Source organism: Mycoplasma nasistruthionis (assembly GCF_006228185.1).
GTDB lineage: Bacteria > Bacillota_I > Bacilli_A > Mycoplasmatales > Metamycoplasmataceae > Mycoplasmopsis > Mycoplasmopsis nasistruthionis.
The window spans coordinates 29,653-53,780 of record NZ_CP040825.1 but is presented as its reverse complement, the minus strand read 5'-3'; the positions used below and the strand labels follow the sequence as shown (position 1 = coordinate 53,780).

At 28.5% G+C, this 24,128-nt stretch carries 19 protein-coding genes, 1 tRNA gene and 1 other RNA gene; 10 read left to right on the top strand and 11 right to left on the bottom strand.

Features of this window, described 5'->3' with window-relative positions; genetic code table 4:
• Positions 1-37: 37 nt before the first annotated feature.
• Together thiI and FG904_RS00215 are read right to left on the bottom strand one after the other, a co-directional pair.
• Positions 38-1,186: a tRNA uracil 4-sulfurtransferase ThiI gene (thiI, locus tag FG904_RS00220; RefSeq protein ID WP_139591938.1), complete on the bottom strand. Its 1,149-nt coding sequence runs from the start codon at positions 1,184-1,186 to the stop codon at positions 38-40.
• Positions 1,176-2,771, bottom strand: a complete 1,596-nt coding sequence (locus FG904_RS00215; protein ID WP_139591937.1) for a hypothetical protein — start codon at positions 2,769-2,771, stop codon at positions 1,176-1,178. Before FG904_RS00215 ends, thiI begins: the two co-directional genes overlap by 11 nt.
• Positions 2,772-2,874: 103 nt before the next feature.
• Between FG904_RS00215 and FG904_RS00210 the strand changes: the two genes are divergently transcribed.
• On the top strand, positions 2,875-3,477 hold the full coding sequence (locus FG904_RS00210; RefSeq protein WP_139591936.1) for an HTH domain-containing protein: 603 nt from the start codon (positions 2,875-2,877) through the stop codon (positions 3,475-3,477).
• Positions 3,478-3,488: 11 nt separating this feature from the next.
• On the opposite strand, the gene FG904_RS00205 is transcribed toward FG904_RS00210, so the two are convergent.
• Positions 3,489-4,475: a Cof-type HAD-IIB family hydrolase gene (locus FG904_RS00205; protein ID WP_139591935.1), complete on the bottom strand. Its 987-nt coding sequence runs from the start codon at positions 4,473-4,475 to the stop codon at positions 3,489-3,491.
• A 56-nt stretch (positions 4,476-4,531) separates the two neighbouring features.
• On the opposite strand from FG904_RS00205, the gene FG904_RS00200 reads away from it, so the two are divergent.
• The 8 genes from FG904_RS00200 (at position 4,532) to FG904_RS00165 (ending at position 11,086) form a co-directional block, all read left to right on the top strand.
• Positions 4,532-4,993, top strand: a complete 462-nt coding sequence (locus FG904_RS00200) for a hypothetical protein (RefSeq protein ID WP_139591934.1) — start codon at positions 4,532-4,534, stop codon at positions 4,991-4,993.
• Complete coding sequence (locus FG904_RS00195) at positions 4,993-5,490, top strand: DUF4231 domain-containing protein (RefSeq protein ID WP_139591933.1); 498 nt, start codon at positions 4,993-4,995, stop codon at positions 5,488-5,490. Before FG904_RS00200 ends, FG904_RS00195 begins: the two co-directional genes overlap by 1 nt.
• Positions 5,474-5,857, top strand: coding sequence for a hypothetical protein (locus FG904_RS00190; protein ID WP_139591932.1), 384 nt, complete (start codon positions 5,474-5,476; stop codon positions 5,855-5,857). The genes FG904_RS00195 and FG904_RS00190 overlap by 17 nt, the downstream gene beginning before the upstream one ends.
• A gap of 532 nt (positions 5,858-6,389) precedes the next feature.
• On the top strand, positions 6,390-6,833 hold the full coding sequence (locus FG904_RS00185) for an LSm family protein (protein ID WP_139591931.1): 444 nt from the start codon (positions 6,390-6,392) through the stop codon (positions 6,831-6,833).
• A gap of 7 nt (positions 6,834-6,840) precedes the next feature.
• Positions 6,841-8,493 carry a hypothetical protein gene (locus FG904_RS00180; protein ID WP_158290318.1) on the top strand — a complete coding sequence of 551 codons (1,653 nt, stop codon included), beginning with the start codon at positions 6,841-6,843 and terminating at the stop codon, positions 8,491-8,493.
• A complete protein-coding gene (locus FG904_RS00175) occupies positions 8,477-8,764 on the top strand; it encodes a YlxR family protein (protein WP_139591929.1) in 288 nt (95 codons plus the stop codon). Before FG904_RS00180 ends, FG904_RS00175 begins: the two co-directional genes overlap by 17 nt.
• Entirely contained in the window at positions 8,748-10,580 is a 1,833-nt protein-coding gene (infB, locus tag FG904_RS00170; protein WP_139591928.1) for a translation initiation factor IF-2, read from the top strand. The genes FG904_RS00175 and infB overlap by 17 nt, the downstream gene beginning before the upstream one ends.
• Positions 10,580-11,086, top strand: coding sequence for an adenine phosphoribosyltransferase (locus FG904_RS00165; protein WP_139591927.1), 507 nt, complete (start codon positions 10,580-10,582; stop codon positions 11,084-11,086). Before infB ends, FG904_RS00165 begins: the two co-directional genes overlap by 1 nt.
• 95 nt (positions 11,087-11,181) lie before the next feature.
• On the opposite strand, the gene rplA is transcribed toward FG904_RS00165, so the two are convergent.
• Positions 11,182-11,877 carry a 50S ribosomal protein L1 gene (gene rplA / locus FG904_RS00160; protein WP_139591926.1) on the bottom strand — a complete coding sequence of 232 codons (696 nt, stop codon included), beginning with the start codon at positions 11,875-11,877 and terminating at the stop codon, positions 11,182-11,184.
• Positions 11,877-12,467, bottom strand: a complete 591-nt coding sequence (gene rplK, locus FG904_RS00155) for a 50S ribosomal protein L11 (protein ID WP_139591925.1) — start codon at positions 12,465-12,467, stop codon at positions 11,877-11,879. Before rplK ends, rplA begins: the two co-directional genes overlap by 1 nt.
• Before the next feature lie 340 nt (positions 12,468-12,807).
• Here rplK and FG904_RS00150 point away from each other — a divergent pair, with 340 nt between their 5' ends.
• Positions 12,808-13,683: a coiled-coil domain-containing protein gene (locus FG904_RS00150; RefSeq protein ID WP_139591924.1), complete on the top strand. Its 876-nt coding sequence runs from the start codon at positions 12,808-12,810 to the stop codon at positions 13,681-13,683.
• 36 nt (positions 13,684-13,719) lie between these two features.
• Here FG904_RS00150 and FG904_RS00145 read toward each other — a convergent pair whose 3' ends face one another.
• The 6 genes from FG904_RS00145 to ffs all read right to left on the bottom strand — a co-directional run bounded on the left by FG904_RS00145 (position 13,720) and on the right by ffs (position 24,111).
• The gene (locus FG904_RS00145) at positions 13,720-19,803 is read right to left on the bottom strand and encodes a glycoside hydrolase family 2 TIM barrel-domain containing protein (protein ID WP_139591923.1); all 6,084 of its coding nucleotides are present in this window, start codon (positions 19,801-19,803) and stop codon (positions 13,720-13,722) included.
• Positions 19,804-20,027: 224 nt separating this feature from the next.
• Positions 20,028-21,230: an ABC transporter ATP-binding protein gene (locus FG904_RS00140; RefSeq protein ID WP_139591922.1), complete on the bottom strand. Its 1,203-nt coding sequence runs from the start codon at positions 21,228-21,230 to the stop codon at positions 20,028-20,030.
• Positions 21,224-21,895 carry an ABC transporter transmembrane domain-containing protein gene (locus tag FG904_RS00135; RefSeq protein ID WP_139591921.1) on the bottom strand — a complete coding sequence of 224 codons (672 nt, stop codon included), beginning with the start codon at positions 21,893-21,895 and terminating at the stop codon, positions 21,224-21,226. The genes FG904_RS00140 and FG904_RS00135 overlap by 7 nt, the downstream gene beginning before the upstream one ends.
• 8 nt (positions 21,896-21,903) lie before the next feature.
• The gene (locus FG904_RS00130; protein ID WP_139591920.1) at positions 21,904-23,712 is read right to left on the bottom strand and encodes an ABC transporter ATP-binding protein; all 1,809 of its coding nucleotides are present in this window, start codon (positions 23,710-23,712) and stop codon (positions 21,904-21,906) included.
• Positions 23,713-23,892: 180 nt separating this feature from the next.
• Positions 23,893-23,969, bottom strand: a tRNA-Arg gene (locus FG904_RS00125).
• Positions 23,970-24,014: 45 nt separating this feature from the next.
• Positions 24,015-24,111: signal recognition particle sRNA small type (gene ffs, locus FG904_RS00120), an RNA gene on the bottom strand.
• Positions 24,112-24,128 lie beyond the last annotated feature (17 nt).

The window sequence follows — 24,128 nt, the reverse complement described above, 5'->3', positions numbered from 1 at the left end:
TAAAATTAAGACTACTAAAAATACTATAAATAAGGAATTAAGCATTGCTGTACGCTTTCACTTTTACAAGTTCAATTTTGTTTTCAATTAATTCTTTTTCAAGTTCTGGAATTTGATTTAATTCTTGTTCTAAAGCTTGTGCTTGAGCTATTGAAGGCTTTGTCACTGGTTCTTTTGGTGCAAAGAGTTCACAAGTTTCATTAGCTTGAATAACTGATATGTTATATGTTTCAATTTTATTAGCAATATCAATAATTTCATTTTTATCAAAAGTTAAAAGAGGTCTTAAAATTTGCATATTTGTTGCTGATCCAATGGTTGAAAGTGATTCGATTGTCTGAGAAGCAACTTGACCTAAGTTATCACCGTTTGAAATTGCTAACTGGTTATATTTTAAACAAACTTGTTCAGCAATACGGTAGAAACTACGTCTCATCAAAGTGATTTTATAACTTTCTTTTGATACAAATGAAATATAGTTCATTAAGTGTGAATAGTCTGCTATAAGTAAGTTAGAAGTGGTTTGATAACGGCTTAAAACTTTGACTAAATCTGTGATTTTGTCTATTGTTCTTTGGTCAGTTTGTGGTGGAGTAATAAAAGTTAAGAAGTCAACCTTTAGTCCACGTTTCATCATTTGAAAAGCAGCTACTGGCGAATCAAAACCACCTGAAATAAGATGTAAAACTTTTCCGCTTGAACCGACTGGTAATCCACCTAACCCTTTAACATATTGAGAAAATAAATAAGTTCTTCCATTTCTTACTTCTACATAGAATGTTTGATCTGGATTATGAACGTCCACTTTTAAGTTTGTATTTTTTAAAATATGACCACCCAGTAAGTGATTTAGTTGATCGGATGTGTATTCAAATTTCTTGTAATTACGTCTAGATGCAATTTTAAAAGTCTTAGCTTTGTCATCTTTTAGTTTTAAAACAGTTTCTTTGAACTTTTCTAAATCATTTTCAACAACTGCAACAGGAGAATATGAACTAATTCCAAACACATAACCTAATTGTTTCATATTATGTTCTGAATAAGTTAAATACATACGGTCGAATTCAACTTCAGGATTTTCACCAGTTATGTTTTTAATATTAGTTTGTAAATGGTTAATAAAAGTCTTTCTGTTTTTCTTTTTTAATACCAATTCACCATAGCGAATTAAAATTTTATTGAACATTGTAACTCTCCTTTTTTAAGTATTTTTTTAGTTCAAAGTAAGCATCTTTGTAATTGTTTGTAATTCTAATATTTAAATCTATTATTTTTAATTTGTCTTTATATTTGTTTAAATTGTTGTTCTTATTTAAAAAAGCTTGATTTGATGAAACTATTAACTTCAATTTGTCATATAAATTTTTGTACTCTTTATTTTTAATTAAAGCCATTGTTATATAGCTAAGTTGAGAAACAAAATCATCTCAAACTTCTTGAACTTTACTTCAACTTCTTGCTTTTTTAAAATAATTATTAAATAAATCATTTAAATTATTTTTGTAATCTGCAATAACTTGTTCGTTTGGTATTAATTCATCACTAATTGTTTCTAAATACAGTTGTTTAACTTCGAAAATTCTTTGATTGAAATATTGGCTTGTGTCTTGTTCAATTTTGTAATTTAGATGAACCATGTTGTATCAAAAGTAAAAATCACAAACAGATTCTCAATATTCCTGGGTTGTTGGCACAATTTTGATAATTTTGCGATTTTCTTGTCATTTTTGATATTTGTTTTCGACTAGGTTATAGGCTTTTTTTATGTTTGTTATAGGGATTTCTGAACTTATTTTTTTGTATAAATCCTTAATCTTAACAAATGAACCAAATATTACATCATTAGTGTTTTCTCTAAGTTTTTTGATTTCTTGACCCATTTTAATTTTTTGAACAGTTTCTAAATATGAATTTAATAAGTTTTTGATTTCACCTTGTAGAGCTGAATATTTTTTATTCTCTCATTCGCCTAATAATTTTTGAAGTTTAGTGTATTGTTCATCAAAAATTGAAGAAAAGTTTTTATCAATGTTTTTATCGTTTTTGGTTTGCAAAATTTTATTCGGTAATGATTCATACATTAAATATTCATATTGTCTTGCTTGGGTTATAAGATAATAAAGGTTTGTTAAATCATTTGCAACAGCATCTGCAACATTTTGTGCTTCGTCAAATTTACCTTTATATTTCTTAGAGTCCATATCATTATTAAATCTTGAAGTTATTTGGATTTTTTCTTCAAGCTTTGGATATAAGTTTTTAATTAAAGGTTTTTGTTTGTTTAAAATTTTCTTAAACTCTTCAATAATATCTAAGTAAGTAGTACTTTTATCATCAATTTTTTGTCACTGCGAGTCAAAAACACTTGCTGTATTGTCAAATATTGCAAGTGTTTTTTGATACTTTTTGATCTCTTGCTTGAAAATATGAAATTGTTTAAGTAATTTAAAATGATTTCTTGAAGTTATTAATTCGTTTAAATTTTTGATTTTTTCATTTAAGTCATTTCTTTGTTTTTCAAGTTGATCTTTAATATTGTTTAGTTGTTCGCAAACACTTTTGTAAGCAGAATCACTTGCACTAATAACTGAACATTGCTTGATTTTAGCATTATTTTTTGTTTCATCACGTTGAAGATCGATTCTTTTTCTTTCAACTTGCTTGGTTTTATTTGTAAAGTAAATATTTCTTAAAAGTAGCAAAAATAAGAAAATAACCACTAGTAGTAAAACGCTACTTAAAACGATATAAAGAATAGTTTGTCACTGCATTTTTTAACCTTTTTCTGTTAATTTAATTTATTATATATTATTTTGTTTAAATGATTTTTGGAAGCTCTAAAATTGGGTTTATTTTTACTTATATAGCCAAAAAATGCTTTTATTTAAATTAAAAAAATCAAATTGTGTAAAATTTCCACATTTTTGCAGAATTTTAAATAATCTAATTAAGTTAAAAATAATAGTAAATATAATTAATTTAATGCTTAAAAAAACGAAAGTAAACAATAGAAAAAGATATTTAAAAAATAAAAAACAAAACCAGTTACAAATAGTCAAAAATGCTTTATGTGTGGGAGGACATAAAACGGTCGAAGACTTAGCGAAACAATTCAAATGTTCGACTCGAACAGTCTATCGAATGATCGAAAAAGTCAAAAGCAGTGACTTTGCTTGCGACCCAAATGCGACTTATACTCCTAAGACTAAGATACAAAAGTTATCAAATAAATTTACTAATCCTGAAGTAAAAGGGTTTGTTGATAATTATCATAAAATTAACATGCAAAATTATGAAAAAACAGGAACTTTCAACTTGATTAGTTTAAGAAACTATTATGCAATCCATTTAGAACCTTTACATTTATTTTCTTACAGTACTTTTGTTAAGTGAACTAATGCCTTAGGCGTAATAACCCCTTATACGACTAAAAGGGGTTTGAAAAATTGTAAAACTTCAAAGCAGAAAAAAGTATAAAAAGCAAGACTTTATTGTCTTGCTTTTTTGATTCTGAACAGTTTTCTAAAAAATGATTTTACTTTTAGACTTGTGTTTCTTATTTTTTTACGTAATTTACCACTGAAAGATTGCATCTTAGCATCTTTTTGTGCTTTAGTTTGTTTACGTCTTTGAATTTGCTGTTGTTCTAAATTTTTTAAATATAAATCATAATCAGAACGGTATAAATAATCATCGATCGCTTCTACAATACCATTTTGTCTAACATCTGAAGTGTAAAATTTAGCAACTGATTTGGTTTTAGGATCTGAATTATCCATTACATATGAAAAATCAGTTTGCTTAAACATTGAAATATCATTTGCACTATCACCGATTGCCATAACATTTTTTGGATCAATATTAAACACATTTTGACACATTCATTTTAGAGCTGAACCTTTTGAAATTCCAACACTTGTAATTTCAATGTATTTGTTTAAGACGTTACTGATTTCGAAATTTAAATTTGCATCTAAAACTAGCTGATAAAAGTGTTTAAGTTGCTCTTCTGTCCCATATGCTTCAATTTTATGCAAGTCATTTGGTATAGTTCCATCATCAATTCAGTCATTGTATTCATTAAACTCTGTTAAGAATTTTCTATAAGGTTCATTGTTACCATATAAATAGTATTGGTCAGTTCCCATATAATACAAAATAACCCCAGCCTCTAGTGCTAAAGGAAAAACTTTAGAAGCTTCATTAGTATCCATAATTTCAATATGTACTGGTTTTTTAGCTAAATTATCATAAATCATAGCTCCATTTGAACAACATAAATATTGAATATTTAATTGTTCAGCTAAACGCTGAATTTTGGCTAATGGAGGATTTCCGGTATTAAGCACAAACGGAATGTTTTGAGTTTTTAATCATCTTATTTTGTTTTTAGTCACATCAGATAAAGTTTTATCAGGAAATGGATAAATTGTTCCATCGACATCACTAAAAATAGCTCATTTATTATTATTCATATTAAAAATTATAAAGAATTCAGACAATCAAAAAATAAAATTAGTAAAATAAGCATATGAACTCAGTTATTAAACATTTGCAAGAAAAATTGAACCAAGATTCTAAAAAATTAAGACTATATAGATTCCTAGATTCTTTAGTTTCGTTAGTTATTGCATGCTTAAATATTTCTACAGTAGCAATTGCTTCTGTTGCTTTATATAAATTAGTGGATTTAAATAAAGATAATTCAATTTCAGTGTCGTTTATATTGATTTTACTGCTAACTATTTTTATTATTTTTTCATTCTTTTTAAACTTGTTTTTAGCCATTTATCGTTTCAATACTAAAAATGCACTTTACAAAAAAGTTTATAACACAATTAATTATTTACAACTAAAATACCAAGCTAATCAAATCACTGATCAAGAATTAGAAACAGTTTTAGAAACATTATGAAACGAAATTAGCAAGAAAAAGAAACTTGTTATTAAAGACATAATCAGACAAGAACTTCAATCTGGAGGTAAGAAATAATGCTTTTTAGTCACAAAGACACACCAGCAAGTGCTTTTGATAACATTTATAAATCAATTAATAATTACACTTATTTTTATGGTGGGTTATATTACTTTCTAAACTCTATTTCTATTCTTGCAACATTTTTTAACGGAATTATTGCTATTATTTTTTTAGCTGGTACAGTTAATTATGAAAATAATGTTTTTACAACATTTTTAAATGAACCTAGCTCGAACTTTGTTATTCTGTCAGCTATTGTTAATTCCATAATTGCTTTTATTTCAGGAATATTGTCATTTTTTGTCATCAATAAAAAGTATTTATTTTATAAAGCCAAAAGAAACTTGTTAAAGTTTGAAAAACTTTATTATAGATCTAAACTTTATATTTATAAAGATCTTGAAAAATTGGACGCTCAGTTCTTGCTGTACAAAAGAGCTTTAAATCTAATTGAATTTGATCGCTTTAAAACTTATGACTTAAAAGGAAAACATAATGAAACACACAAATAAATTAGCTCAAAAAATAGATAAAGTTAAACAAAGCGCATACAAAAAATTAATAAGTAGTAGTGCAATTATTGTTTCTTTAAGTATTTTGGCAATCTTGATTTCATCTTTAATAATTGTTTTAAACTTATATTCAATTAGATACAATGAGTTTCCTAAGCAAACAATGGCTTTATTTGTAGCTTTGGCTGTTATTTCGGTTGTAATTACTTTGATAGTCGCAATTCAAACTTTTTTAGCAATCACAAACTATAAAAATAAACTTGATGAAAACGTTTCTAAAAACAAAGAACTAATACAGAACTTAAAACAAAAAACTGATTTAAATCAGGAAGATATTGATTTAATTAGTGATATATTGAATGATTAAACCTCATAATGAGGTTTTTTATTTAAAACAAGTAACAAAAACAGACACCTTTTACGATGCCCGTTATACATAAATAAATTAATTTATTTTTAATTTTAAATTGGATAATTTTGTTTATTTAGGTTTCATGCAGAAACAAAATTAAATCAGTCGTGATAACCTCACAATTTAAAATTAATTGTTGCATACAGTTTACGTATGCAAAAATATTATAAAATCTTCAATATTCTATTGTTTAAAAACAATAAAAAAACAATACAAAATGTGAAAAATCAAGCTCTTTTTTCATATTTTTTAAGTCTGCTTCTTCAAGCAATGAATATGCTTAGTTAAATTGAGTTATTAATCAAACAGATTTAATAAAAATTTCATATTTTTACCAGAAAATAATGAACTTTTATACCTTTATTCCTAATTAAGTACTTTTTTAAAAACTTGATGATTATAGGTGTAAAAGTGATAAAATAAATATAAGTTAACAAAGAAAAGTTGCCTTACCCGCAACTTTTTCTAATCATTTGAGAGGTTTTCTATGGATTACAAAAGTTATTTAGAGCAAGATTTTAATAATATTTTAAGCGTTAATTTAGTGCAAGATAAAGATTTTGGGCAAATTATTTCAGTCGTTTTAGATGAGACTGATTTAAACAAAATCGAAGCTCAAGCAAGCTTGATTATTGCTAAATTAGACTTAATTCCAAACTTATTAGAACAATATGGTGTTGAAGTAATATCAAAAGGTCAAGATTTAAATCTGGATTTAAATAATTTAAGTGAAAACTTAAATCAAAAAATATCAATCAAACTATCTACACCATTCAATGTTGGCAATGAGTTTCAAAGCGAATTTGATGCTACTTTATTAGAAGATAAAGGGCAAGAAATTTTAGTTCAATGAAATCAAAAAGGTAGAATTAGAAAACTTACATTTGACAAATCTAACATAATTGAAATTAAGAAATACACTGGACTATAGGAGTATGATGAAAGAAAAATTACAAGAAGTAGATTTCATAAAAATCGAACAGCAAAATTTATTTTATCAATTTTTAAAGCAAATCATTGGTAAATCAGAATTTAAAATGGAAGATTTACTTGTGGCTTTTTCAGAGGAAGTTCAAAAGCCAATCAACAAAGATTTAGATAAAGATGCTGAAATTGAATTAAGATTAGACAGCGTGTATGATCCAAGAGTTAAAGAAAATATTCCTGTTATTAGAATGTTTAATAAAAATGGTATTGTTGTTGAAAATGATGCATTTGATGAATCAGAAAAAATCATCAGCATCCAACTTTCAGATGCTAGATTAATTGACCCTAACATTTCAGTTGATGATATTTGTGAAATCGAATTTACAATTGATGATTTAACTGACAAAATGAAAAGCACTGTTTTCAATGGTTGAAAACAAGCTAGAAAAGAAGTTTTAAAACAAATCACAATTGAAAAGTACAAAGATAAAATTAATCAAAAATTTATAGCTAAAATTCTAAAAAGAAATAACAATGGTTCATACAATTTAGAACTTGAAGATAAAACAACTGTGTTTCTACCTGCTGATAAAGTAAATCAACAATTAAACTTAGACTACGGAAGTTATGTTAATATCTATCTTGAAAATATTAATCAAGAAAGTAAATTAAGTATTTTAGAAGCAACTACAATTTCACCACTTGAAATTTATGAACTTTTAAACAATGAAATTCCTGAAGTAGCTAATGGATTAATTGAAATTGTTAACGTTAAACGTCGTGGTGGTCTTAGAACTAAAGTTTCTGTTAGAGCACTTTCTGACAGCATTCAAAATGAATTAGGTTCAATTATCGGTCAACATTCATCAAGAATTAACGATATTAAAAATAAATTAATTAAAGAAAAAATTGACATTATTAAATATTCAGACATTCCAGAAGAATATGTAAAAAATGCTTTAGCCCCTGCAAAAATTCTTGATGTTATTAAAGAAGGTGATAAATATTTTGCAATTGCACCTGATGACTTTTTAACAGTTGCTATTGGTAAAAAAGGAATTAACACTGATTTAGCAAGCAAATTAACAGGACTAAAAATTGAAGTTATATCAGCTACTGATGCAACCAAAAAAGGAATGTCATTTGACAACACACAAGTTGAACAAACACATTACTTTAAATCTACAACACCTAGATCAAATCGTTCAAAAGCTAGTGAAAGATTTAAAGATGTTGAATTTGACTTAGAAACTGATTTACTATTTAGTGAAATTCAAAATTCAGCAATTGAAGCATTCGATGAAATAAACCAAGAAAAACCAAAAGCTAAAGTTTCTACACCTAAAAAACCTAAACTACAAAACGATGAAGTTGATTCACTATTTGAAAGTAGTTTAAATCAATACAAAGAAGATTTAAGTCAAAATGTTTATGATTTTGTTGATGATTTAGATAAATATTCAGATGATGAAAACTTCGACCAAGCAGAACAAGAAGAAGTTGATAAACAAGTAGCAAAAGCTAAAAAAGATAAAGCTATTGAACAATTTAGAAAAATCAAAACACAAATTAAAGACTTTAAAGTTGATAATGACCTTGCTAATTACGGTTTAGGTGATGCAGATATTAACTTTGACGAATTTAAAGATGAAGAATGAGATTAATTATACACGTAAGTGTATTGCTACTAATCAAATAGTACCAATTAATCAATTAGTTAGATTTGATTTTGTTAGATCAACAAATACTGTTACCTTAGATTTACAAAAAGATAAAAAAGGTCGTGGTGCATATTTTATACCTGCTACGAAAAATTGAGAATTGATTTGTAAATCAAGAGCTTTAAATCGAACATTTAAAGCGAATATATCAAAAGAAACTTACGAAGAGTTGTTTAAACAACTTCAGGAGGTATTGCATGAGCAAGAAAAATAGAGTTTCAAACGTTAATGAAATTAAACAACAACTAACAGGAGTTAAAACTGAAGTTGTTGATGGAGTATTTATTTTTACTCAAAAAATGTCAATTGCTGACTTCGCTACGGCAATTAAAGTTAATCCAAACGACATTATTAAGAAAATGTTTTTACAAGGTAAACTTTGCAATTTAAACACTATTCTAGATGAAGAACAAATTGCTGAGTTATGTATTGGATACAACTATGACTTCAAAAAAGAAACAAGCATTGATGCTACAAACTTTTTAGACGAAGTTTTATTTGTTGATGATGCCAATGATTTGAAAGAACGTTGTCCTATTATTACAGTTATGGGGCACGTTGATCACGGTAAGACAACATTAATTGATAAAATCCGTAATTCAAACATTGTTTCTACTGAGTCATCAGGAATTACACAACATACAGGTGCTTATCAAATAGTACACAAAATTAAGAACAAAGACACTAAACAAGAAGAGCTAAAGAAAATTACTTTCTTAGACACTCCTGGTCATGAAGCCTTCTCTCAAATGCGTGCTCGTGGTGCTAAGGTTACTGATATTGTTATTTTAGTAGTCGCTGCTGATGATGGAGTTATGCCACAAACAAAAGAAGCTATTAATCATGCTTTAGCTGCTAATGTTCCATTAATTGTTTTTGTTAACAAAATGGATCGTGCTAATAAAGACTTAGACAGACTTAAAGGTGAACTTGCTGAAAATGGTGTTTTAATTAGTGAATATGGTGGTGATACACAAATTGTTTACGGTTCAGCGCTTAAAGGTGAAGGTTTAACTGAATTATTTGATGCAATTTTATTCTTAAGTGAATTCTTAGAACTAAAGGCAAACCCTAACCGTTATCCAATTGGAACAGTTATTGAATCAAGAACAGATAAGGGAATTGGTGCTGTTTCAACAATTATTGTCGAAAACGGTACATTATATAAAGGTGATTTCTTAGTTGCTGGTTCTAAATATGGACGTGTAAGAATGATGTTTGATGCCAACGGTAAACCGTTAGAAAAAGTTTCTCCAGGTGATCCAGCTATTATTTCAGGACTTAATTATGCTCCTGATGCTGGTGATAAATTTGTTGGATTAAATGATGAAAAATTTGCTAAAAAATTAGCAATGGAAAAATTAAACTCTGATAAAAAAGAGTTGCTATACGGAAAAGCTCAAGACCACAGTAATGAAAATGGTAAGAAAATTATTAAAGTTATTGTTAAAGCTGACGTATACGGAACCAGTCAAGCTATTAAAGATCAAATTAATGTCTTAGAAAATGATGAAGCTGCTATTAAAGTTATTCAAGCTTCAGCAGGTGATGTTAATGGAAATGACTTATTATTAGCAGAAGCTTCTAATGCTATTATTTTTGCTTTTAACTTAAAAGTGAATCCACACATTAAAGAAACTGCAACTAATAAGAAAATAAGTTTAATTTCACACAACGTTATTTATAAAATTATTGAAGATTGTCAATCTATGCTAGAAGGTGAAAAAACACCAGTGTATGAAGAACAAAAAATTGGTGAAGCTCATATTATTAAAGTTTTCTTCTACTCAAAAGTTGGAAACATTGCTGGATGTATGATGGACACAGGTGTTGCTAAATCAAATTGTAAAGTTAAGCTATACCGTGGTGGAAAATTATTACATGAAGGTATTATTGACAGTTTAAAACGTGATAAAAATGATACTAAAGAAGTTATTAAAGGAAAAGATTTTGGTACTCACATTAAAAACTTTAATGACATTAAAGAAGATGACGTTTTAGAATTCTACGAAGATGTTAGAGTTAGCTAATGAAATTACAAGATTACATACAAAACGTACCCAACTTCCCTAAACAAGGAATTAACTTCAAAGATATTTCCCCATTATTAGCCAATCCACATGCTTTTAAACATGTGATTGATAAAATGGCTGATTTGGCATCACAAGCTGATATTATTGTTGCTCCTGATGCAAGAGGATTTATTTTTGGCACACCTGTTGCTTATGCAATTAACAAGCCATTTGTAATGGTGCGTAAAAAAGGAAAATTGCCTGGTAAAACAATTGTTCAAAACTATGATTTAGAATATGGTGAAAATGCAATTGAAATTCAATCAAACGTGCTTAAACCTAATTTAAAAGCAGTTATTATTGATGATGTTTTAGCTACAGGTGGTACAGTAGATGCAATAGTTAAATTGCTTCAATCACAGCAAATTGAAACTACTAAATTAATTGTTTTATGTGAATTAAAAGAATTAAATGGTAGAGCTAAATTGAATAATCTAACTATTGAAGCATTAATTGAAGAATAACCCTATTTTAGGGTTATTTTTTATCATCTTTCAAATACTAATACTCTAAAAAGATGTAGAAAAACACCACTTAAAAAGTGGTGTTATTTGTTATATTATTTTTCGATTTTAATTTTAACACTTGGTCCCATAGATGCTGAAACTGTTAAGTTTAACATGTATGTTCCTTTAACCGCTGCTGGTTTTAATTTCTTAATTAAGTTAATTAAAGTTTGAGCGTTTTGTGTTAAAGCTTCTGTAGACATACTTTTCTTACCGATTAATGAGTGAACAACACCCGCTTTATCTGTACGATAGTTTGCTTTACCTTTTTTAAGTTCTTCTACAGCTTTTTCTGGAGTAGGAGTAACTGTTCCTGTTTTAGGGTTAGGCATTAAACCTTTAGGCCCAAGTTTTTTACCATATTTACCTAATAAAGGCATCATAGCTGGATCAGCTACCATTACATCAAAGTCAAAATCATCTTCTTTAATTTTTTGTTCTAAAGCTTGTCCATCAACAACGATGTCAGCTCCAGCTTCTTTAGCTGCTTTTTGTTTTTCAACATTGTTTGTAGCAACTAAAACTTTGATTGATTTACCTGTTCCGTTTGGTAATAAAACTGCTCCACGTAATTGTTGATCAGCTTTACGAACGTCTAGGTTTAAGTTGAATGCTAAATCGATTGAAGCGTCAAAGTTTGCGTAAGAAGTTTTTTTAGCAAGTTCAATAGCGTCAGCTAAATCGTAAGCAACTGTTCTATCAAATGAATCACGTGATGCTTTTAATTTTTTAGATAATCTTTTAGCCATTATTCTTGTTCTCCTTCTTCTTTTTCATCTCCGATAACATTAACTTCAATTCCGTGTCCTTTAGTGTTTACTAATTCTTCTAAATCACTTTCTAGAGCTGCTTCCTTAGCTGCTGCAGCTTTTGCCGCTTTTGCAGCTGCTTTAGCTTCGGCTTTAGCTTTGAAAATGTCATCATAACCTTCAACTAGAACACCCATTTGTTTTGCTGTACCAGCAACTGTAGCCATAGCAGCAAAAATGTCATCTGTGTTTAAATCAACCATTTTGTATTCTGCAATTTCTCTTAATTGATCTTTTGAAATTGTAGCAACGATTGTTGTTTTAGCATTTGCAGCACCTGATTGGATTTTAGCTGCTTGTTTAATTTTGTATGAAGCTGGTGATGTGAATAATTTAAATTCGAATGTTTTGTCTTTGTAAACTGTAATTTGTACTGGAACTGGTTCGTTCCCTCTATCTCTAGTTGCATCGTTAAATGCTTTTGTAAATTCAGGCATGTTAACACCAACACCAGCTAAAGCTGGACCTGGTTTAGCTTGACCTGCTGGGAATTGCAACTTAGCGATACGTTGAATTTCTTTCTTTGCCATTTTGGTATCCTTTCGATATTGTGGTCTAGCGATATAAAATATCTTCCACTTGGCAATAACTTATATTGCTTTTCTATTATATAGAATCCTGATGAAAAACATATATCTTTTATTAACTTTTTTATCAATGTCAAATAACAAGAATTTTGTCTGTTTGACACATATAAAAAACGATATATTAAGCAAATTTTGATACAATGATCTAAACTAAAAATGAAAAAAATCTAATTTTTTTGAAAATTAAAATTAATTTAATTTTTACTACTTAAAATTTAGTAAATTTGTAATAAGTATCTTTGTTTGAAAATATTAACCTTCACACTTTATGACAGGAGAAAAGATGAACAAAATTAAGAAATTCTGAATTGGTGCTTTTTTTAGTTCAATTACCTTGCCATTAATTGGTATCAGTGCTTCTTGCGGTCAATCGCAAGAAGTTGATAAGGATAAACAAAATAAATTATTAACATTACAAACATCATTAAAAACCTTATTGGCCACAAAAGATATTCAAATCAATTTATATTCTGATCCAGATTATGACTTTATTAAAGACGCATTAGAAACTGCCTATGACAATGGGGTAAAAGTAAAAACTTCTGATGATTTACAACAATTAAAAGAAGCCAGACAAGCTATTGAATTAGCCATTGCTAAAGCAGTAAAAGACAAAGATTTTATAGATCAAAGAAAAACTGCAAAACAAAATGAATTAATAGCTTCAAAAAATGAATTAAAAACTATATTAGATAGTCAATTAGCTCAAATAGCCAAATATCTTGATGATGAATATGCTCAAATTAAAGCTGATTTAATTGCGACTTATAATCAAGTTAAAGAACTTCTAAATTCAAATGATATTCAAACAATTCAGCAAGCTAGAGAAACTTTAGAACAAGCTATTTTAAAAGCTGAAAGTGATAAGCAAGCAATATTAAATGAAAAAGAAAGTCAAAGAAATTTAGTTAATCAAGCTAGAAATACTTTGATTGAACTTATTAAAGTTGTTGATGCTCAAATTGCTGAATTAAATGCTGAAAAATATAATCAAATTAGACATGAATTAACAGAAGCAAATAACCAAGCAAAATTAAAATCTGATTTGCAAGATATCTCAGAACTTCAAGCAGCTACACTGCAATTACAGATAGCCATCAATAAAGCACGAAATGACAAACAAACTAAAGACGGCTCAAATAATTCAACTTCAAATTAGCATAATAAAATCGCACTAAATGTGCGATTTTATTTGTTACTGTAAAACTTCTTTTACTTCTTGTAAGACTAGGTTTAATTCATTTTGGTGGGTAAATATGTCATTGACAATATAGTTAATTTCTCTAATTAAACTTTGTCCTCTGCTGTAAAGTAATAAGTTTTTATTCGGATCAAGGGCAAACAATTTAGGAAGTTGTTCTTTTAATTGTTCAATTAGCATTGATTTGACTTCTTTATTGCCATAGTATAAGTTAAAAGTGTATTTTTGAACCTTTGAGTTGTCTTGTGATGAAACAGTGTAGATTAATTTATTGCCATTTAAAGTCTTTGAAACTTTTACAGAACCATTAGTTTCAAACATAATTTCTGGCAATTGTCTTTGTTTTAAAGTCAAGTCATATTCAAACTTATTGGTTTCAAAGTTTTCTATTGCTTGGTTATCAACCTTAATACTATTTACTGTAAAGTCACTTGCAACGTTTGGAATAGGGCTGTTAACAGTTAATTCTTTAATCAAGATACCTAAACCACCATGTCCATCTTGGTGTGTCATTTTAATTCTAATAGCATAACCTGTGACAGGTTTAAATCTAAATGTGATATCTTCACTCATTCCTGGCGTTAAAGCATTCATATTAGGGCTGTTTAACATTTCAACATTTGTTCAAGCATTTTCATCGTTTAAGATTGAGTTTGTTTCGAATAAATGAGGTAATTGACCTGCAGAAGGTATTTCAGTAGGTTTTACTTTTAGATATTGGATTTGATATGCTTTTGGTTTATTTGAAGCATTATCTGAACCAAATTTAATTGTTAAATTATTAAATGATTCAGCCCCGATTAAACCACCCCGAGCAAATAATACTCCAACATAGTTTTCATTAACTCTTTTTGAAGGATTTCAATCAGTTCATTTATTATCAATTCCATCGTTTAAATTGCCAACAAAGTCTCTGTTTCCGTTTCTGTCATTACTAAATCCAGAAAAGGCAGCTGGGTAATCAAATCCTGTGGCTTGTTTTGAAATATTAAATTCATCGCGTTTTGTTGAAACAGTAATAAAGGCTTTTATTGAAAGTTCGGTATTTTTGACTTTTCCGTTAACTGTATGTGTTATTCCTGAATGTGAAAAATCTAATGAGTCAATACTATCTCAAACAACTTCCACTTCCATTGGTTCGTTGAAGTTATTAAATCCTGTGACTGTTGTTGGTAAAAGTGGTTTAAAATCAGTTACAGCATTTAAATATAAATCATTTACATATGATAAGCCTTTAACATTAATTGTGGCAAAAATATCAGTATTATTAGAAGCTAAAGTTCCGTGAATTGAATAAACTCCTGGTTGATCAAATTCGACACTTGGATACTCTCATAAGATATCATAAGTTCTGTCAAAATCTTCATTGTCATATCTAACATTCAATTTGTCAGGTAAATCAATCGGTTGATTAATTTCAGTGTTTAGAATAATAGGAGAAACATTTAAAATTTGTGGATTTAAGATGTTTTCAATTACTTTGTAATCTTGATAATTAGATTCGTAAGTTTTTTCTTTATATTCAAACATGAACTTAATTCGTTCAGTACCTAATGAATGGGCTAAAAGGTAATTGTTGTAAAAACTGATGTGATTTATTTTTTCATTATTTTCAGCAACAATTCTTAAATTAGATACTTCAGAAATATCTAATTTAATATCGTTTTCTAAATTAATGGTTAATTCAGGTTTTTGAGCCATTCCTACTGGGATAAAGTAAGATTTTAAATCAACACTTTTAATGGTTGAATATTCTTTGATTAAGTTAACAAAGTATTTATTAACTGAACCATCTTCGGCATAAACAAAGATTGTGTAAATTTTCTTATTGTCTTTTTCTGTTGATACTACTGAATATTGAGCTCCGGTTGATGAATCAACAGCAAAAGTTAATTCAGGTCAACTTTGTGTTGATTCAACTTTTATATCGTATGTATTTTTATCTGGATTAAACCCATTAATTAAACTGCCATTAGCATAAATTTTTGTTAATTTATTGTCGGTTTCTTTTAATAATGAATTTGTTTTGCTAAATGTTCTAAATCTTAATAAACCATTAACTCAGTATTGCTTTTGACCATTATTAGTGTTTTTTTCTCTGTTTTTAATTGTTAATCTAATAAATTTAGTATTTACTTCATCAAATCTAATTATGTGTTCTTTTGATTCTTCAGCTTTGAAATCTGTTTTTTTGTTTTGGTTTGAAACTTCGGTAAAACTATTGCCGTCTTCCGAAGTTGAAACAAGCACCTCTAAAGGCCCTTCTTGATTTGTGTTTAAATCTTTGAATAAATTAAATCCAACTGCAGAAATTAATTGTTTTGCTGGTAAGGTAAATGTTAAAGTATCTTGTTGTGTGGTTGCTGTATTGTTTTGCGTTCAGTTAGTTCATCTGCGATCATGATTTGGGTGGTTTGTTAAAACATTATTTGCTTGATCTCCAGCACTTGCATATGATGCAACAACTGTTGTTCCTGTTGGTAAAGTGTTTGTGTTAAGGTCAATAATTGAACCTTTTGGTTTGCTGATAAATGTTGCTTTAAATTTGATTTCTGGGTATTTTTTTAATTTACCTAAAACCTCTTTCTTGTTGTTGTTTAAAATCCTGTAAGTTGTTTCTCAAGCGCTTTCTAGGAATTCGGCATTAATTCCGTCAGTTGCATTAACATGAGTTGGTAATAAACTGTTAAGTTCAGTTTCATTGTTTAATTGTTGTTCAGAAACTGTAAAGAAATAATCAGGAACTTTAAATGATGATCCAAAGTCTTTCAGTGATAATAAAGTTTTATAAGTTTTATTATCTAAACTAAATGAAATTTGATATTCTCCAGCTTGCGCCAAATTAACATTTTCAGTGTTTCAAGTAATAGTTTTTTTAGCTTCTGTACCATTTTCTAAAATCACTGTAATTTCTGTTGGTAGATTTAATTCAGAGTTAGTAAATCCATTGTAATTTTCAAGTTGAACATATTTGATGTTTTTAGAATCTGGATTGATGTTCTTAATTGAATAAATTGTTGTTTGATCAGATTGCAACCCACTTGATGAAGCTGAAATTGTAATTGGACCTTCAGTTAAATTTGATTCAATAATAACAATTGCTTTACCACTAAACAGTTTTCTTTGTCATTTACCATTTTCTTGTTCTTTATATCTTTCGCGTGAATTTGCATCTCCATTATCAACACCAACTATACGTCCAGCGCCTTTAATATCAAAGTGGATTAAGTTGTTTGATCATGGATATTCCACTCCATCAACGTCTTGTGTAATGACTTGAATATAGCTTAGTGATTTTCCATCAGCTTTAATTACTGTTTTTTCAGGAATTAACTTAACTTTAACTGGTGTTTTTGCACTTTTTATAATATCAGTTGCAATAATGTTGCCTGATTTATCTTTTGCTACAGCCTTTAAAGTTCCTGGTTTATATTTAACTTGCCATTTTAAATATAACTCTTTAGAATTAGCACCTTCTTGATATTTATAACCATAGTTAGTTGTTTTTTCAACAAATTCTTTTTCACCTAAACTTTTATCATCTATAAATAATTCCACTTTAGAAGCATTTGAAAATACTCTTACTTCAATATTGCCATTTGAATCAGTAATTAAATCTTTGTATTTCTTTTGATCTCATGTTCAATGTGGAAGAATGTGAACCATAGGTTTTTTATTAACATCTAATCATTGAGATTGGTATAAATAGTAATCATTTTTAGGGAATCCTGCTGTATCAACAATTCCGAAGTATGAACTTTTTGGATTATCAGCACCACCTCTTTGGTTTCATGGTGTTGGTTCACCAATATAGTCTCATCCGGTTCAAATAAATTGTCCAGCATAATATTTGTGATCTCTATCAAACACTCATGAATCGGTTGCAGTTTTTCCTCATCCAACCCTGTTGTTTCCATAGTCAGATAATTGTTTCCCATAGACTGAGTTTGATTCTGAACCATTATCATATAAATCAGGTCTGAAGTAAACTCCTCTTGATCTTAGTGCTGATGAAGTTTCAGAACCATAAATTCTTCAATTTGGATAATTGTTTTTATAACGTTCCGTTTCTTTTTCTGAATAGTTAAAACCTACAGCATCTAATGCACTTGATGCTTCGTTTACTGTTCTATAATCTCCAAAGCGATATTTATCATTTCCTCAAGTCACATAACGAGTTGAATCAATTTCTTTAATTCATTTAACTAAGTTTTGAGTTGTCGTTACACCTTTTTGCTCTAAAGCTTCAAAGATTTCATTACCTATTGATCAAGCAAAAATAGCAGGTGAATTGATACTTTGTTTTACCATGCTCTGAATATCAAATTTTGCTCATGTATCACCTTGTTTTGCATCAGGATGTGTTGATACTTCTTCAAAAAATAAATTGTAATCAAGGGGTTTTTTACTTTTTGAATATCATGTGTCAAATGCTTCATTGATTAACAATAGACCTAAGTCTTCACAGATTTCAATCAATTGTCAATCTGCTGGATTATGGGTTGATCTAATTGCATTTACACCCATATCTTTCATCGACTTCATTTGACGATAAATTGCATCAAATGATGCAACAGCACCTAAAGCCCCTTGATCATGGTGCATTGAAACACCTTTCAATTTGGTTCAACGACCGTTGATTGAAAATCCATCATTTGTTGTTCATTCGAAAAATCTATAACCAAATCTGGTATTTTCTTCTGAAATTAATTCATCATTTGTAGCATCTAATATTTCTGTTTTTAGGACATAAAGATTAGGGTTGATATCATCTCACAATTTAGGTGCATTGACTTGGAAGTTTAAATCCATCATTTTTGTTGAATTAGCATCTAATTGAATAGATTCAGATGTATTTGTATAAACAACTTCATTAGTTGTTTTATCATAAAGAGTTTGTTTAATTTTTACGTTTGTGGCTTGGTTACTATTATTTTGAATAGTATATTTTACATTAGTATCAACCAAGGTGTCTTTTTGTTCTTTTAATTTTGGTGTTGTAATAACAATTCCACCATCTCTTACCATTCTTACTTTGTTGTAAGCTTCTAAAAAAACATCTCTATATATTCCTGAACCAGAATATCAACGTGATGAATTTTGTGGATTATCTGACTTAACTGCAAGAATGTTTTTTCCACCATAATTGATTAAATCAGGATTAAGTTTAAATGTAAAAGGTTGATAACCTGAAGGATAATTACCTATTAATGTTCCATTTAAATAAATGAAAGCATTACGATAAACTCCTTCAAAGTGAATTGCTAAATCTTTATCTCTTCAAGTTTCTGGTACATCGAAACTTTTACGATATCAACCGCTTCCACCTTCCAATGCTCCTCATTCGTTAGAAATGTGCGGTGAAAAATCAAAATGAATAGATCAATCGTGTGGTAAATTCAATCTTTTCATTTGGCTATCATCATATTGAACGTTTTTTATATCGCTAGTTCCAGCATATTTAAATTTTCAATCATTATTAAAGTTGATTCTTTGTAGTTGTTTGATTGAATAATTTGAATAATCAGGTGTAAAAAATAAGTCTTTCTCACTAAATGTACTTTTCAGATCATCAAATTTTACCGCTGATTTACCAAAACCAGAAATTTCAAAAGGATGCATTATTCTTTCATTGTTTTTTGAAAGTTCTAAATTAACTGTAATAGTGTCATTGATATAATCACGTTTAATAATTTCTTTTCTCGCTACTTTTAGACCTAGATTTTCAGGATAAGTAACATTAATTTGATCTTCGTTGACATCTAAAACATTTGTGTTTCCAATTTCAGGCACTGACAGTGCTAATTTTGAAATTGATGACTTTAGAAATTCTTGCAATGAAACAACTGGTGTTTTCGGAACTTCTAAAACTGGTTGTTTTACCTTTCCTTTGTCTGGTGTTGGGTTTTCAACTGTTGGGGTCGGTGTTTCAGTTGGTTCTTTTTTGTCTTTATCTTTATTAATTTTGTTAATTGATAGTTTTCGTGGCATTTCGCATGATGCTGATAAACTAACAGGCACAGCTACAGTAGCTGTGCATAACAAAATTAATAAATTTTTAATTTTGTTTTTCGTCATTATTCTCCGTTGTATAAGACAACAAAGAAGGCAAGAAACTTGCCTTTTTAATTTTGTGTCGCTAATTTTGTTTTGTTTTTTATTTTATTAATAATTTAATTTTAAAGTTTATTTTTGTGGTTCGTTTAAGATAAAACAAATTTATCTTTTCGTTCCTGTTTTTCTCATATTTTTTGTTAATTTTGTGAATTAAAAAACTCGCTTTGTGATAGCGAGTTTTGAAATTAAAAATCAAATTGTGATGTGTATAAATTATAGTAGAAACCTTTTTTAGCTAAAAGCGAAGCATGGTTTCCGCTTTCTATAATTAAACCATTATCAACAACTAAAATAACATCTGCATTTTTGATTGTGCTTAAACGGTGAGCAATAACAAATGAAGTTTTGTCTTTCATTAACTCTAACATTGCTTTTTGAACAATTTGTTCTGTATTTGAATCAATGTTTGAAGTAGCTTCATCAAGGATTAATAAACTTTTATTACTTAAAATAGCTCTTGTAAGTGATAAAAGTTGTTTTTGTCCTTGTGATATATTGGCACCATTGTTTTCAATTATTGTGTCATAACCGTTTGGCAAGTTCATAATAAAGTGATGAGCGTTGGTTAATTTAGAAGCTTCGATAATTTGTTCCTTAGTTGCTTTTGGATTCATTAGTTTTAAATTATCCAAAATACTTTCATTGAACAGGAATGAGTCTTGAAGTACTAAAGTCATATTATCACGTAGTGATTTTGTTGAAATGTTTCTTAATTCTTGTGAGTCGATTTTAATTGACCCTTTTTGGTAGTTATAGTATTTACTTAATAAGGAAATTATTGTTGTTTTTCCAGCACCAGTTGGGCCGACAATAGCAACTACTTGACCTGGCTTAGCTTTAAATGAAGCTGCTTTAAGTTGATATTCTAAGCCTTGCTCATTGTACTTAAAGTAAACTTGGTCAAATTCTATTTCGCCTTTAATGGTGTTGATCTCAATTGTTTCATGATCAGTATTTGGTAGTTTTTCTTGCATTAATTTGAAAATTCTTGATGTTGAAGCAATTCCGACTTGAGCTGAAAACGTTGTAGACAGTAAGTTTTGAAACGGCCCCATGAAGTTTCAGTTAACAGCAATAAACATAACTATTAAACCTGGCGTAAATGAACCATCTGAATTAATTAAGTTTGCATTTACATTATTAGCATCAAAAGTAATATTACCTAAAACACTAAAGGCGTTATATCCTTTGAAGAAAAATAATGCTGCAAGGGCTGAAATTAGCAAGATTATTCCGTTTGAAATCAGAGAATAAAGTGTGTCAAATGACTTAGCAATAACATCACCTTTGTATGCTGTTTTTCTAATGTTAGAAGTAATTGTTTGAAGTTGTTCAAAAATAATATCTTGTTTATCAAATGAATTAGTTACTTTGGTATTTGTTAACATCTCTTCAACAAATCCGTTAAGTTGTCCGAATGAATTTTGAACTCTAACAAAGTAAGGTTGTGATTTTTAATTAGTAAAAATACTAATAAAAACATAAATAACGAAACAGGAATTACAATCAAACTTAAAAGACCTGAGATTGTGATTAAAAACAGCATCGAAATAATAATATTGAAAATACTTCTAATTGATTCACCTAAAATTTGAAACAGTGAATTAGCAACGTTATTTACGTCAACTATTAAGGCTGAAATTAAGTTTCCTGTTTTATTATTGTCATAAAACGAAACTGGTAGTTTAAATATTTTTTCAATCAATTGTTGTCTTAATCTAGCAGCTGCATTAAATGCTACTTGAACAAAGAATTTTTGTTCAAGGTATCTAAAAAGTCCATACAGTAGGAATAAAACTGTTAGTGATACTAATCAAACAGCAAATGACACGTTGTTAAATTGACTGATTGGTAAAGCATTTTCACCAGTATAAGGTTGGAAAAATTTAACAACTATTTGTCCGATTAAAAAGCTCCCAGCAACATAAAATAAACAATTTAATACCGAGAAAATAATTCCTAAAATTAAATATTTCTTTTCTTGCACGACATATGACATTAAGACTTTAAAGGTTGCTCAAATTGAAATTTTGTCTTGATTTGTTTGTTTCATTTTGCTCCTTATTGTTCTAATTGATTGTGGTTAATGTCTGCATATCATTGGCAAGTTTTTAATAGTTCTTGGTGAGTTCCTTGAGCTAGAATTTCACCATTAACCATGACTAGAATTTTATCTGCGTGCTTAATTGAGTTAATTTTTTGTGAAATTATAATTGTTGTACAATCGTAATCGTTTTTAATATTTTTGATTAATTGCTTTGTTGTGATGTTATCTAAAGCACTTGTGGAGTCATCTAAAATTAATAATTTAGGATCATTTAGTAATGAACGAGCGATGCTTAGACGTTGTTTTTGTCCACCTGATAAGTTTTTTCCACCTTGAACAACAGGGTGATCTAAACGATCAGAAAATGTTTTAACAAAGTCATAAGCACACGAAGCTTTTAGTGCTTTTTCAACATCTTGATTTGATGCTTTAGGATTTGCAAATAAAATGTTTGATTTAATAGTTCCGCTATATAAAAGTGCTTCTTGATACACAATAGCAACATTTTTATGTAAGTTTTGTGTATTAAGTTGATTAACTTCTTTGCCGTTAATTAAAATATTACCTTCAGTGTATTTCATATTATTAACAAGTAAATTAGCAATTGTACTTTTACCTGAACCTGTTGGTCCAATAATACCTAAAGTCTGTTTACCTTCAATTTTGAAATTGATATCTTTAATTGAATAATCTTCTGAAGAATTAAAATATTTATAATTTACATTTTTAAATTCAACTGAGTATGATGTGGCGTCATTTGCATCATTTTCTGTAATAGTTTGACCTTCTTTAACAAACAAATCATCATAAGGGTGTTCTAAAACTTCAACAATTCTTCCGGCACTAATTTTTCCTCTGAAAAATGAACCTAAAAACATTGAAAACATCAGAATTCCTAATCCGATTAAAAACTCAAATTCAATGAAAACATTTAATTTTGCGATTAATTGTGCGTTGCTTTGAATATTTTCTGATAATTGTCCATAACCCATTGCATAAATGAAAACAACAATTAAGTTAACTATCATAAAGAAACAAGGCGCACCAATTACAAAGTAACCAAAAATTTTCTTTTCATTTTTTAATCAGTTTTGGTTAGCAAAACTGAACTTTGATAATTGTTTTTCTTGTAAGTTGTTGGCTTTGATAAATCTAGCTCCGTTAATTGATTCATCAGCCTCTTTAGTAATTAAATCTAGATTCTTACGGTTTTTTTGAATTAATGGATGGGCTTTAATAAAAATAAACCCCATAATAAACACTAAAAGTGGAATTACAGCAATAATTGCTACTGTAAAACTTAAATCAGTTAGAAACGCAAAAATTAATCCCACAATAATGAATAAAGGCGCTCTAATTAATGCAGTTGAAGCTCCAACTAAAAAATCTCAAAAGACTGCGACATCATCATTAATTCTTGTGATTAAGCTCTCAGTGCTTAGTTGCGAAATGTCTTTCAAACTAAGTTTTTGATATTTTTTAAATAAAGCATCACGATAGAAGTTCGAAGCTTTTTCACCAGCTCAAACAATAATTAAAATACCTAAAAATGAGGTTAAAACCGCAAAAAATAAAATTAAAAGAACACAAGTTAATAAAGAATAAAAGACTTTATTTCAACTGCCACTTAGCATTGTTGTGTTAAAAATTTCAATTTCATATAAACCATTTGCTTTAGTTCCATTTGAAATCATTAATGGTAAAAATTGGTTTAATAACACTGGTAAAATCATAGTTAAAGCAACGTTTAAAATAATGATAATAACACCAAGTAGAAACATATGTTTAACATTTTTAGGCAAAATTTTAAATAATTTCAACATTTTTAACTCCTTTCTTGTTGTTAATTTTTAAATTATATACTATTTTTATGACATAAATTGATTAAACGACAAGATACAAAAACAGCTGATTCTATTGAGTAAATCAGCTGTTTTTGTATCAAATTGCATATTTTGAATTTGTTTTAAGTGCCATTTTTTATCAAAAAAGGCATAAAAAAATGGCGATCACGAGAGGATTCGAACCTCTGACCACAAGCTTAGAAGGCTCGTGCTCTATCCTGCTGAGCTACGCGACCACACATAAATATTTTACATTGACTTTTTAAAAAGCAAAGTATTTTTTTCAAAAAAAGACCACTGAACACAATACTTCCTCATGTGGATGCTACATTTCTGTCCTGACCAAGTTAGTGGGTTACTGTTCCAATGGCTTAAATATTATAACAGATCGTTTT